At 75.4% G+C, this 12,343-nt stretch carries 9 protein-coding genes; 3 read left to right on the top strand and 6 right to left on the bottom strand.

Annotation, left to right across the window (positions count from 1 at the left end; translation table 11 throughout):
* Window positions 1–14: 14 nt before the first annotated feature.
* From B5P21_RS12275 to manA, 5 genes are all read right to left on the bottom strand, one after another.
* The gene (locus tag B5P21_RS12275) at window positions 15–1,532 is read right to left on the bottom strand and encodes a DUF5719 family protein (RefSeq protein ID WP_045527043.1); all 1,518 of its coding nucleotides are present in this window, start codon (window positions 1,530–1,532) and stop codon (window positions 15–17) included.
* Window positions 1,519–4,599 (bottom strand): glycosyltransferase family 2 protein, encoded by a 3,081-nt coding sequence (locus tag B5P21_RS12280; protein WP_094171208.1) that lies wholly within the window; start codon window positions 4,597–4,599, stop codon window positions 1,519–1,521. Before B5P21_RS12280 ends, B5P21_RS12275 begins: the two co-directional genes overlap by 14 nt.
* A 93-nt stretch (window positions 4,600–4,692) precedes the next feature.
* Window positions 4,693–5,010 carry a WhiB family transcriptional regulator gene (locus B5P21_RS12285; protein ID WP_012298082.1) on the bottom strand — a complete coding sequence of 106 codons (318 nt, stop codon included), beginning with the start codon at window positions 5,008–5,010 and terminating at the stop codon, window positions 4,693–4,695.
* A 149-nt stretch (window positions 5,011–5,159) separates the two neighbouring features.
* Window positions 5,160–6,128, bottom strand: coding sequence for a UDP-glucose 4-epimerase GalE (gene galE / locus B5P21_RS12290; protein ID WP_045527041.1), 969 nt, complete (start codon window positions 6,126–6,128; stop codon window positions 5,160–5,162).
* A 34-nt stretch (window positions 6,129–6,162) separates the two neighbouring features.
* Window positions 6,163–7,470, bottom strand: a complete 1,308-nt coding sequence (manA, locus tag B5P21_RS12295; protein WP_045527040.1) for a mannose-6-phosphate isomerase, class I — start codon at window positions 7,468–7,470, stop codon at window positions 6,163–6,165.
* Between the two features lie 165 nt (window positions 7,471–7,635).
* Between manA and B5P21_RS12300 the strand changes: the two genes are divergently transcribed.
* From B5P21_RS12300 to B5P21_RS12310, 3 genes are all read left to right on the top strand, one after another.
* Window positions 7,636–8,814 (top strand): acyl-CoA dehydrogenase family protein, encoded by a 1,179-nt coding sequence (locus tag B5P21_RS12300; RefSeq protein WP_094171209.1) that lies wholly within the window; start codon window positions 7,636–7,638, stop codon window positions 8,812–8,814.
* 101 nt (window positions 8,815–8,915) lie between these two features.
* Window positions 8,916–10,361 carry an O-antigen ligase family protein gene (locus B5P21_RS12305; RefSeq protein WP_236688795.1) on the top strand — a complete coding sequence of 482 codons (1,446 nt, stop codon included), beginning with the start codon at window positions 8,916–8,918 and terminating at the stop codon, window positions 10,359–10,361.
* 48 nt (window positions 10,362–10,409) lie between these two features.
* On the top strand, window positions 10,410–11,702 hold the full coding sequence (locus B5P21_RS12310; RefSeq protein ID WP_094171210.1) for an O-antigen ligase family protein: 1,293 nt from the start codon (window positions 10,410–10,412) through the stop codon (window positions 11,700–11,702).
* Between the two features lie 27 nt (window positions 11,703–11,729).
* Here the strand turns inward: B5P21_RS12310 and B5P21_RS12315 are convergent, their stop codons facing one another.
* Complete coding sequence (locus B5P21_RS12315) at window positions 11,730–12,200, bottom strand: GtrA family protein (RefSeq protein ID WP_045527035.1); 471 nt, start codon at window positions 12,198–12,200, stop codon at window positions 11,730–11,732.
* Window positions 12,201–12,343: the final 143 nt, after the last annotated feature.

Consider the following 12,343-nt stretch of genomic DNA (forward strand, 5'->3'; position numbering starts at 1 on the left):
GGCGACGCCCGGCCTCAGGGGTGGACGCGCAGGGGGTCGGCGGCCGGCAGCACCGGCACGACGGGCATCGCGGCGGATCGCCCGGGCTCGGCGAGCGTGACGGTGGCCGTGAGGCCGGTCGCCCCCTCGAGCAGGTAGGTGCGCCCGGCCTCGACGGCGGCCGAGACCTCGGATCCCGCGGGCACGTCGAGCGACACGGACGCGGAGCCGTCGGTCGGCCGCGCCGTGACGGCGGCCGCCTGGTCGCCGGCGTTGCGCAGGTGCAGGAGCGGCGCAGGACCCGCGGGCACGGAGACCAGCGCATCGCGCGTGAGCGCCTCGGCCGACGGCAGCCAGGCGAAGTCGGTCGCGCCGCTCTCCGCGGCACCGGACACGCTGCGCGCGGCGGCCGTGACCGGGACCGAGCTCTGCACGGTCACGGAGTAGCGGCCGTCGGGCAGGTCGGCGACCGGCACGTCGATCGTGCGGCCCGCGTCGGCCTGCACCGTGAAGGTGGTGCCCGTGCCGTCGGTGCCCTCCTCGGGGGCGACGCTCACGCTGACGTCGGCGTCGTCGGATCCGGGGACCACGATGCGCACGGCCGTCTCGCGGTCGGGGTCGGTGCCGGGGTCGGAGCCCGCTCCAGGAGCCGATCCGCCCTCGTCGGCGGCGGGAGCGTCCGCGCCCTCGACGGGTGCGACGGGCGCCGCCTGGGAGTCGATGCGGAGGCCGGTCATGGTGAGCGCGGTGGCCGGGGCGGCGGCCGGGCCGATCCAGTCGACGCCGCCCGCGAGGAGCCCGCGGACCGTGCTCTGCTCGAGCCGGGCCACGACCTGGCCGCCGCGGCTCTGGACGTGCACGACCGGGGAGGAGAGGTCGGGGGCCAGTCCGGCGAGGCTGAGCACGCGGCGGCCGCCGGCCGGGACGGAGATCCCGCTGGCGCCGGGTGCGCTGACGGCCCCGTCCTCGCCCGTGATGGCGAGGTCGACGGTGGAGGAGACGCCGGACGGGTTGTCGAGCACGACGAAGGTGGTGCGGCCGGTGGTCGTCGCGCCGCCCACGAGCCACGCGTCGGCGGTCGCCTCGGAGCACGACGTGGCGGCGAGGCCCGCGAGGTCGGGCTCCGTCGCGATCTCGGACGCCGCGCCCGCGAGGTCGGTCGGCGCGTCGTCGACGGCGCCCGCGACCGCGAGCACGGACGGCGCGCTCGACGCCGCCCCCTGCACCTCGGGGGCCTGCAGGCGCGAGGTGCGGACGCCGGGGGCGGCGCCGGTCGCCCCGGTCGCCGCGGATCCGCTCGTCACGGCGGCGCTGCCGACGGCGACCGCGGTGGTCGAGGACGCGGCGTCCGCCGCGGGCGGGCGGAGGAGAGCGCCGGGGCAGACGCGCAGCTGGTCGGTCGCGACGGGGGTCACGAGCACCGACGGGGCGCTCGCGTCACCGGAGGCCGGCGGGAGGAGGAGCGCGCCCGTCACGACGACCCCGAGCACGGCGACGCCGACGATCCCGGTGGTCACGCGCGTCGCGATGCGCACGGCGTCACGCCTGGCCATCTGTCCCCCTGCGGTCGTCGTCGTCTTCGTCGGTGGCGCGGGCCCGGGCATCGTCCTCCTCGGCGGCGGGCGCGACGTCGTCGGCCTCCCCGTCGTCGCCGGCGCGGCGCTCCCCCGCCTGGCGGATGTCGCCGAAGGAGGCGGCCTCCCCGGCCTCGCCCGTCGGCTCGTCGATGTAGGCGGGGGTGCCGCGGTCGTCGTGCGCGGGCCGCGGCTCCTCGGCGTCCGCCGGGCGCGCGTCGGGCGCGACGACGGGCTCGCGGTAGGCCGGCAGCGGGCGGCTGCGCGCCGCCAGGCCGCCGGTGGGGACGGCGAGGAGCAGGGTGAGCGCGAACACGAGCGCCTGCGCGGCGAGCACGCCCGCGCGCCCCGGGTCATCCAGGTTGCCGGGACCGGCGACCTGGGCGACGAGGTCGTCGCTGCCGACGAAGCGCCAGAGCAGCCCGGCCTCGGTCTGCCCCACGGCCGTGAACACGGGGTCGTCGTCGAGGGCGGCGCGGGCACGGTCGTGCACGGCGGCCTCCGCGTCGCCCGCGGGCGTCTCGAGGAGCACGTAGCTGATGCCGAGCCGCCGCAGGTCCTCGGTCGCGTCGAGGCCGGATCGGGAGGAGACGTTGCCCGCGAGCTCGACGACGCGGGTCTGCGTGTCGGTCAGCGACCCGATGGTGGAGTCGACCGTGGACACCTGCTCGAGCGTGCGGCCGGCGCCGCGCTCGACGTCGGCGGACAGCGAGCCGTCGTCCGCGGCGCGCAGGACGAGCGTGCCGACCGCGGGATCCGTGGCGGCCTCCGCCACGACGAGCCCGGGCAGCGAGGTGTCCGTGGTGGCGCGCACCGCGGTGGATCCGGCGACGGCGGTCGAGACGAGCGGCAGCGCGAGCACGACCAGGGTCACGGCGGCCACGATCCCCGGGGCGACCGAGCGCCGGCCGAGCGTCGCGAACCCCAGCACGAGCGCGCCGGCGAGGCCGAGCCAGAGGAGGCTGAGGCCGGAACCCGGCCAGACCGCGACGACGTCGGATCCGGTCGACTGCACCACGGTGCGCGCGGCGAGCACGGCGGTCGCGAAGCCGAGCACCGTCACGCCGAGCGCGAGGGCGGCGCGGTGCGATCCGCGGAGGAAGAGGGCCGCGATCGCGCCCAGCACGAGCGGGGCCACCAGCACCGCGACGACGACGAGCGGGACGGCGGCGGGCATGCCCGCGCCCAGGCCGTCGACGAACGCGGACCAGCCGCCGAGGCCGGAGGTCGGGAAGCCCAGCGCGAGGCCGGGCACGTCGGCGGGCGTGAACGCGGCGGGGACCGCGGGGTCGGCCGCCAGGGCGAGCGGCTGCCCCTGCATCACGCGGTAGACGACGAGCGGCGCGACGAGGGCGACCAGCGGCACGGGGATCGTGACGAGCCGCCCGGCGCGGCGCCCGGCGCGCACCGTGGCGACGAGCCAGAGCACGAGCACCGCGGGCACGAGCGACGGGGCGGACGCGCCGACGGCGGCCATCAGGATCCCCGCCACGGCGGACGCGGACCACGAACGCGGCGCGCGCAGCACCGCGAGCGCGAGCCACGGGAGGAGCAGGTGCGCGAGGAGGGCAGGCAGGCGGCCCTCGCCGAGCGCGATGAGCAGGGTGGGCGCGAGGGTCCAGACGAGGGCGGCCAGCGCGCGCAGCCAGGCGTTGCGGGTCAGCTGCGCCGCGCACAGCCAGGCGGCGAGGGCGGCGAGCGGCAAGGCAGCGACGAAGAGCCCGAGGACGGCGAGCGACGGCTCCCACGCCGTGACGCTGCCGAGCACGGCGAGCACGTACGCGAACGGGTCGGAGGGGGCGACGGGTCCCGCGCCGGATCCCCGCACGCCGATGCCGACCTGCGCCCACAGCGCGCCGGCGCTCGGGCCGAGCGGCAGGAGCTGTCCGCCGACGAGGGCGGTGCCGGTGAGCCGCGGCAGCCACATCACGGCGGAGAGGACGAGCGCGGCGAGCACGGTCCAGCCGCCGCCCGTGGCGAGGAACTCCACGCCGTCGGAGACGCCCATGTGCTCGACGCGGTACTGCTCGCGGGCCAGCGACCGCCGTCGACGGCCGACCGCGAGCGGCTGGCGCAGCGACGCGATGCTCGACCACGGCGCCGTCCGGGCCGCGGCGAGCCGGCGGCGGCTGGCGCGGATCCGCCCGGGCGCCACGGCCACGCGCACGGCCGCGCCGATCTCGCCGGGCGCCGCGGTCGGCCGCTTGCGGAGCAGCTGCAGGAGCGCGCGCAGGATGGCGAGCGGCACCAGCGAGAGCCAGTGGAACGGGACGGCGGCGGGCGGCGCGTAGACGAGGCGGCGGTGCAGCTGGGCCTGCCGGCGCAGACGACGGCGACGTCGTCGCGGCGTGCGCTTCCCGAGGAACGCGGTGCCGGGGGCGGCGTCGCCCGCGGAGGCGACGCGCGCGGCGGGGACGACCACGACGCGGTGGCCGGCGAGGCGGGCCCGGACGCAGAGGTCGAGCGCGTCGTCGATGACGGGGAGCGCGTCGTCGAAGCCGCCGAGCTCGTCCCAGAGGCGGTGGCGCACGAGCATCCCGCCCGCGGCGACGCCGAGGACGTCGCTCATCTCGTCGTACTGCGCCTGGTCGAGCTCGACGTCCACGACGGGCACGGCCGCGCCGAGCGTGGTGAGCGTGGTCCCCATCTCGTGGATGTAGCCGGGGTGGTCCCACTCCATGGTCTTCGGGCCGGCGACCGCGACGCTCGGCGAGGCCTCGATCGCGGCGAGCAGGCGCTCGAGCGCGTCGGGCGCGGGCGCGTTGTCGGCGGAGAGCAGCCAGAGCAGCTCGTGGTCGCCCTCGGGCGCGGGGATCACGCGGACGGCCTGGTCGACGGCCTGCCCGAAGGTCATGCGCGCGGGGGCCTGGAGCATGCGGGTGGGGTCGGACGCCGCGAGGAGGGCGGCGGATCCGTCGCGGGAGCCGAGGTCGACGGCGACCACCTGGTCGGGCCGCCGGGTCTGCGCGGCGAGCGCCGCCAGGGTCCGGTCGAGGAACGGCGCGCCCTCGTGGGCGACGAGGATCGCGGTTACTCGTGGCTGCATGACAGGGGAGACCCTACGTGGTGCGTGGTGGGGATCCGCCGCAGCGGGACGGCGCGCCGGAAGGCGGGCGCCGCGGAGGCGCGAGCGGCCGGGTCAGACCGCGCGCTTGCGGAGCTTGCGGCGCTCGCGCTCGGAGAGGCCGCCCCAGATGCCGAAGCGCTCGTCGTTCTCGAGCGCGTACTCGAGGCACTCGCTGCGCACCTCGCACGAGCCGCAGATCTTCTTGGCGTCGCGGGTGGAGCCGCCCTTCTCGGGGAAGAACGCCTCGGGGTCGGTCTGGGCGCACAGAGAGTCGGCCTGCCACGCGAGCGGGTTGCCGTCGTCGACGCTGCGGACGCCCGGGACCCCGAGTCGCACGGGGTCGACGAACCAGTCGTCGGGGACTCCGGCGTGGTACTCAGGTAGTGCCATGTCACGATCTCCCCACGCGGCCGAGGCGCCCGGCCGGCCCCAGCTCATCGTCATAATTACACCGGTGTAACTCGCTCGCGTCAAGCCGCGGAGGGTAAACCCTCAGCCGCTCCTCGAGGGTTGCGACGCGCCGCCGCTCGCGGCCGGCGCTACGCCGCGGCGCCGGCCTGGCGGGCGGCCCAGGCGCTCTGCACCATGTCGTCCAGGGAGTGGCGCATCGCCCAGTCGATGTCGCGCGCGGCGAGCTCGCCCGAGGCCACGATGCGGGCCGGGTCGCCGGGGCGGCGGTCGCGCACCTCCGGCTCGAAGTCGATGCCCGTGGCCTGGGCGATGGCCGTCATGATCTCGCGGACGCTCACGCCCGCCCCGCTGCCGAGGCAGTACACGGGCTCCACGGGATCGCCCGCCTCGAGGCGGCGGGCAGCCGCGACGTGCGAGGCGGCGAGGTCGACGACGTGGATGTAGTCGCGCACGCACGTGCCGTCGGGCGTCGGGTAGTCCCCGCCGTTGATCCGCGGCGTGCGGCCGTCGAGCAGCGCGTCGAAGACGAGCGGGAACAGGTTGTGCGGGCTGGTGTCGAAGTAGCCCTCCTCGCCGGATCCCACGACGTTGAAGTAGCGGAGCGACGCGTGGCGGAGGCCGGCCGCGATGCCCTGGTCCCGCAGCAGCCACTCGCCGATGAGCTTGGACTCGCCGTACGGCGACTCGGGGGCCTTCGGGGTCCGCTCGTCGACCAGGTCGACGTCGGGCGTCCCGTACACGGCCGCGGAGGAGGAGAACACGATGCTGTCGACGCCGGCGCGCTGCATCTCCTCGAGCAGGACGGCCGTGGCCGTCACGTTCTGCTCGTAGGTGTGCAGGGGGCGCTGGACGGAGACGCCGGCGTACTTGTAGCCGGCGACGTGCACGACGCCGCGGATGTCGCCCGAGCCGAGGACGCGGGCGAGCAGCTCGCGGTCGAGCACGGATCCGCGGTGGAACGGCACGCCATCGGGCACGAACGACGCGTGCCCGCTCGAGAGGTCGTCGAGGACGACCGTGTCGATGCCCGCCCGCGCGAACGCGGAGACGATGTGCGAACCGATGTAGCCGGCGCCGCCGGTGACCAACCATGTCATGCGGCAACCCTATCGACGGGCGTCCGGCCGCCGGTCACGCGTCGGCGCCGTCCGCGTCGTCCGCGTCGGCGACGGGTGCGGGGGTCGTCGCGAGGAAGGCCTCGCCCTCCCCCGTGACGACGAGGCGGCCCTCGTCGGGCGTGACGAAGACGGCGTCGCCGCGGCGGATCACGACGGACGAGACCTCGCCTCGGAGCGTCACCTCGCCCGCGGTGCAGAGCAGGATGGCCGGCCCGTCGACGACGACGACGCTCGCGCCCGCGTCGCCGTCGGCCGCGTCGCGCGTGGCCGGGGAGACGTGCGCCAGCAGGAAGTCGGGCACGTCCGGCCGGTACAGCTCGACGCCCGGTGCGGCGTGCTCGGGCGCGAGGTACGGGACCGGCAGCGCCTGGAACTCGAGCACGTCCAGGAGCTCGGGGACGTCCACGTGCTTGGGCGTGAGGCCGCCGCGCAGCACGTTGTCGGACGCGGCCATCAGCTCGATCCCGAGCCCGTGCAGGTACGCGTGGATGTTGCCGGCGGGCAGGTAGAGCGCCTCCCCGCGGCGGAGGGTCACGCGGTTGAGGAGGAGCGACGTGACGATGCCGGGATCCCCCGGGTACGCCGCGGCGAGCTCGCGCACCGTGCGCATCTCCGTCGAGAACTCGCGGCACTGCCGGTCGGAGGCGAGGCTCGCGAGCAGCGTGACGCGGTCGACGAGGCGGCGCACCTCGGATCCGCCGCCCATGAGGAAGGCGAACACGTCGCGCAGCACGTCGGCCTCGGAGCCGGTGAGGCGCGAGAGGACGGTGCGGATCACGGCCGGCTCGGAGTCGGGCCCGGACGCGTCGAGCGTGAGCAGCAGCGTGAAGACGTCCCGCACCTCCGCGAGCGGGCGGAAGCCGCAGAGCGCGTGGAACTCGTCGCTGAGCGCGAAGATCAGCTCGGGCTTGTGCAGCGGGTCCTTGTAGTTGCGGTGCGGGGCGTCGATCGGGATGCCGCGCTCCTCCTCGTCGCGGAAGCCGCGGCGCGCGCGGTGCAGGTCCGGGTGGGCCTGCAGCGAGAGCGGGCCGTCGGCGGCGAGCACCTTGAGGAGGAACGGGAGGCCGGGGCCGTCGCCCGGACGGAGGCCGGAGGCGAGCGGGCCGAGGGTGGTCGCGGGGTCCGCGCGGATCCACTCGGCCAGCGTCCCCGCGCCGCCGACCGTCGACGGGTCGACCACGCGCGTGGGCGAGCCGTCGTGCGCTCCGAGCCACAGCTCCGCCTCCGGGCCGCCGGACGGCTCGCGGCCGAGGAGCCCAGCGATGGCGGTCGTCGACCCCCAGGCGTAGTCGCGGGGGGTGTTGGCGAGGGCAGTGAACACGTCGGGATCCTGTCGGGCTTGGCGGCTACCTACAACGCCCGAGCGGGCGCGTCCGGTGCGGACGCGACCAAAGTACCAACCGATGCGGGCGCCGCCGGGACGCCGACCTAGGCTCGGCCGCAGGCGCCCGTCCCCGAGGGCGCTGACGAACCGCAACGGAGCATCGTGTCCCTCACCCCCCTCATCGCCGACTTCTACGGCTACGAGTCCCGCCTCGGCGACCGGGAGAAGGAGTCCCTCGCCGACCTGCGCGCCTACCTCGAGGCCGAGGTCCGACCGCACGTCAACGGGCTCTGGGCCCGCGCCGAGTTCCCCCGCCACGTGGTCGTCGGCCTCGCCGAGCGCGGGATCTTCGGCATGCCCTACCCCGAGACGCGCCCCTTCGAGAACTCGGCCGTGTACCGCGGCTGGGCGGCGCTCGAGCTCGGCCGCATCGACGCGAGCATCGCGACCCTCGTCGGCATGCAGAGCGGGCTCGTGATGGGCAGCGTCGCCGTCGCCGGATCCCCCGAGCAGCGCGCCGAATGGCTGCCGCGCTTCGCCTCCGGGGAGATCCTCGGCTCGTTCGGGCTCACCGAGCCGCTGAGTGGATCCGACTCCGCCCGGGGCCTGCGCACCGTGGCCACGCGTCGCGGCGACGAGTGGAGCATCACGGGATCCAAGCGCTGGATCGGCAACGGCACGGTGAGCGACGTCACCGTCATCTGGGCCAAGGACGCCGATGACGGCCAGGTCACGGGCTTCCTCGTCCCGAACGACTCCCCCGGCTTCCGGGCGACGCGGATCGAGGACAAGCAGGCTCTGCGCATCGTGCAGAACGCGGACATCGAGCTCGACGGCGTCATCGTGCCGGAGCGGAACCGCCTCCAGAACTCGCGCTCCTTCGCCGATACCGCCGCGGTGCTGCGCCTCACGCGCGCCGAGGTCGCGTGGGCCGCCATCGGCATCTCGGTCGGCGCGTACGAGGCCGCCGTCGCCTACACGGGCGAGCGCCAGCAGTTCGGCAAGCCGCTCGGCGCGCACCAGCTCATCCAGGACCTCCTCGTCCGCAGCCTCGGCAACATCACGGCCTCCATCGGGCTGGCCACGCGCGCGTCCGAGATGGTCGACGAGGGCACGCAGTCCGACGAGCACTCGGCCCTGGCCAAGGCGTACGCCACGAGCCGGATGCGCGAGACCGTCGCCTGGTGCCGCGAGGCGTTCGGCGGCAACGGCATCGTGCTCGACTACGACGTGGCGCGCTTCTTCGCTGATGCCGAGGCCATCTACTCCTACGAGGGCACCCGCGAGATGAACACGCTGATCGTCGGCCGCGCGATCACGGGGCACGCGGCCTTCGTCTGATGGACAGCGCGGGCGCGCGGCGCGCAGGCGATCGCCGCGCCGCCGCCCCCGCTCCGCCCAGGCGGCGGGACGCGGCCTCGAGGCCGGATACCCTGATGGGCATGCCCACCGCCAGCCGCCGAGCCCTCCGGAGCTTCGCGACCTTCGTCCTCGTCACCACGTTCGCCGGTGACATGTGGCGCGACAGCCTCAGCTGGTGGGGCTTCGGCGCCATCGCGCTCGCCGTGCTGGTCACCTGCGTCACCCTGCTCGTCCGCTCGCGGCCCCTGCCGCGCGTGCGCGTGCTGCCGATCCCGCTGCTCGCGTTCACGGGGATCGCCGTGCTCTCCATCGCGTGGTCGCAGTACCGGCCGGAGTCGGCGCTCGGCGTCCTCATCCAGCTGTCGACGTCCATCGCGGCGCTGACGCTCGTCGCGCTGCTGTCGTGGTCCGAGATCGTGCAGGCGCTCGGCCGGGCGTACCGGATCATCCTCGGGCTGTCGCTCGCCTTCGAGCTGTTCGTCGCGGTCGTGGTGCGCGGGCCGGTCATGCCGTTCTTCACCGACTACGGGCCCCGATCGCCGGCCGCCTTCGCGTGGACCCGCGGCGAGCTCCTCAGCGGCGGCCGGATCCAGGGCGTCGTCGGCAACGCGAACCTGCTCGCCATGGTGGCGCTGCTCGGCCTCATCGTCTTCTCGCTGCAGTACGCGGCGCGCACGGTCCGCCGGCGTGACGCAGGCATCTGGATCCTCGTCGCCCTCCTCACCCTGACCCTCACCGGCAGCTCCACGGTCCTGGTCGCGCTCCTCATGACCGGCGTCGTCGCCGCGCTCGCGCTCGTCGCCCGACGCGTCGGCATCCGCGGGCGGCTCGTGCTGGCGGGCGGCGTCGCCGTGGCGGCCGTGGTCGGCGCGGGCATCGTCGCCACGCGCACCGCCGAGGTGTTCGAGCTCCTCGGCCGCTCCCCCGACCTGACGGGCCGGTTCCAGATCTGGGAGTCCGTGCTGGGCCTCGCGCAGCAGCAGCCCGTCGTCGGCTGGGGCTGGATCGGCTACTGGGCCCCCTGGGTCCACCCGTTCCAGGGGCTCGCCGTCCGCAGCGGCGTCACGTACCTGCAAGCCCACGACGCCTACCTCGACGTGCTCCTGCAGGTGGGGGCCATCGGGCTGCTCGCCTTCGCCTGCGTCATCGTGACCACCTACGTGCGCTCCTGGTGGGCCGCCATCGACCGACCGCAGCACCGCAGGGACCGCGTCGAGCCGTACTCCACCCTCGCGCTCGCGCCGCTGCTGCTCATGACCGCGCTGGTCGTGCAGAGCCTCGCGGAGAGCCGCCTGCTGTACGAGGGCAACTGGCTGCTGCTCGTCGTCATCGCGATCGCCACGAAGTCCGGCATGGTCGCGCGCGAGGACGTCCCGGGTCCCGACGACGCGCGTCGCCGTCCGGTGCGCGCCGAGGCACCGCGGGCCGCCGCGGTCGCGTCGCCTCCCCCGGTCGACGCCCCGACCCCCGCGGCCGTCCCGTCCGCCTCGGCGCCGTCCGCCGCCCCCGACCCCCGCGTCGTCTGATCCGCGCGGCCGCCCGGTGCCCCGCCGACCGCCCGTGAAGGCCGACGCATGACCCGTCCCAACCGGCTGCCGCTCCCGGAGCGCCTGCCCGACCTCCTCGGGTCGGCGCGCTTCTCGGCCGCGCTCACCCACTGCATCCTCGGCACGGCCGTCCTGTCCCACGCGCTCCGGTCGACCGTGGGCTGGGCCGGGCTCGTCGCGATCGTCACGGCCCTGGTGGCCATGGCGGCGGGATCCCTCGCGGCGAAGCGGGGCGACTGGGAGTGGCGGGGCCTCCTCCCGATCTCCCTGCTCGTCCTGGTGGGCTGGTGCGCCGCGACGCTCCTCTGGACGGCGTACCAGCCGGACGCGGTCGGCGGCGTGCTCTACCTCGCCGCGTCCGCGTTCCTCGCGGTGTACGTGGGCGTCGTCCGCGACCTGATCCAGATCGTGCGCGCGGCCGGGGACGTGCTGCGGCTGGTGCTGGTGTCGTCCCTGGTCCTCGAGGTGCTCGCGGGGCTCCTCATCGACGGTCCCCTCCCGTTCCTCGGGATCCGCGGCGCCCTCGAGCGCCTCGGCCCGATCCAGGGGCTCCTCGGCGAGCGCAACGCCCTGGGGATCGTGGCGCTCGTCGCCGCCGTGACCTTCGCGGTCGAGCTCATGACCCGGTCCGTCTCGCGCGGCCGCGGCGTCTTCTCCCTGGTCGTCGCGCTCCTCGTGGCGTCGCTCACGCGGTCGTCGGTGATCCTCGGCACGTTCCTCGTGCTCGCCGTCGCCGCCCTCGCGCTGCTCGGCCTCCGCCACCTCGCGCGGCAGGCGCGGCCGCTCGCGAACAGCGCCGTCCTGGTGCTCGCCGCCGTCGCGGGGGTGCTGGTCGTGGCGTTCCGGTCCCCCGTGCTGCAGGTGCTGCAGGCGCGGCCCGACTACCTCCAGCGCGTGGCGCTCTGGCGGGAGATGCTGCGCCTCATCGACCTCAACACGATCGAGGGCTGGGGCTTCGTCGGCATCTGGCGCCGGGACGCCTACCCGTACACGGCGCTCGACCTCGTCAGCCGGGGCGCGCAGGAGACCGGTCGCAACGCCTACCTCGACCTCTACCTGCAGGCGGGGCTCGTCGGGCTCGTGCTGTTCGCCGCCTTCTGCGCCCTGGCGCTCGGGCGCTCCTGGGTGCTGGCGACCACCAAGCGCGGCGTCGGCTACGTCTGGACGGCCCTCGTGCTCGTCGTCCTCGTGGTCGCGTCGCTCGCGGAGAGCGTCACCATCGTGGAGTGGGGCTGGGTGCTGCTCGTGATCTGCGCCGTCAAGGCCGCCCAGGGCCGCAGCTGGCGGCACGGGCTCCCGGAGCAGCACCGGCCCGGGTGACGCTGAGCACGCGAGCGGGTCGCGGGATCAGCGGACCGCGTCGTCGCGCGGCCGTCGGAACGAGAAGAACTTGTGGCCCGTGTAGGTCGCCACGGTGATCACGATGGTCACGAGGATCTGCGCGACGATCGGCTCCAGGGGCGTGGTCTCGACCACGAGCGGCAGCAGGAGCATGTTGGCGAGCAGCGGCACGAGGTTCACGAGCGTGTAGCGCGAGAAGTCCGGCAGGAGGTTGCCGCTCACCTTGAAGACGAGCTTGCGGTGCAGGGTGAACGCGATGGGGAGCTGCACCGCCCATGCGATGACGAGCACGACGGGGTACGGGATGGCGTGGCCCCACAGCAGGTAGAAGAGCGCGAACCACGCCGTGCCGAGCACCGTGTTGAACCCGCCGACCAGCAGGAACGCGACGCGCTCGTCCTTGATGAGCCGGAGCAGGATCCCCGGGGGCGGGGTCGGCTCGCGGGGAGCGTCGACGTCGGGCGCGTGCTGGTCCATGGGCTCTCCTCGCCGCGCCGGGCGCTCGAGGCGCCGGCCGGCGGGCCGCGCCGTGGTCGTCCGGTGCGGCCCCACTGTATCCGGTGGACCCTCCGCGCCCGCCGCTCCACCGGCGGGCGGGCGGCGGGCTCGGCCGGGCGAGG

The organism is Clavibacter michiganensis subsp. insidiosus (genome assembly GCF_002240565.1).
GTDB lineage: Bacteria > Actinomycetota > Actinomycetes > Actinomycetales > Microbacteriaceae > Clavibacter > Clavibacter insidiosus.

Coding starts and splice junctions, on each gene's coding strand:
- B5P21_RS12275 (WP_045527043.1), bottom strand. CDS start 1,532: ATGGCCAGGCGTGACGCCGTGCGCATCGCGACGCGCGTGACCACCGGG.
- B5P21_RS12280 (WP_094171208.1), bottom strand. CDS start 4,599: ATGCAGCCACGAGTAACCGCGATCCTCGTCGCCCACGAGGGCGCGCCG.
- B5P21_RS12285 (WP_012298082.1), bottom strand. CDS start 5,010: ATGGCACTACCTGAGTACCACGCCGGAGTCCCCGACGACTGGTTCGTC.
- galE (WP_045527041.1), bottom strand. CDS start 6,128: ATGACATGGTTGGTCACCGGCGGCGCCGGCTACATCGGTTCGCACATC.
- B5P21_RS12305 (WP_236688795.1), top strand. CDS start 8,916: ATGCCCACCGCCAGCCGCCGAGCCCTCCGGAGCTTCGCGACCTTCGTC.
- B5P21_RS12310 (WP_094171210.1), top strand. CDS start 10,410: ATGACCCGTCCCAACCGGCTGCCGCTCCCGGAGCGCCTGCCCGACCTC.
- B5P21_RS12315 (WP_045527035.1), bottom strand. CDS start 12,200: ATGGACCAGCACGCGCCCGACGTCGACGCTCCCCGCGAGCCGACCCCG.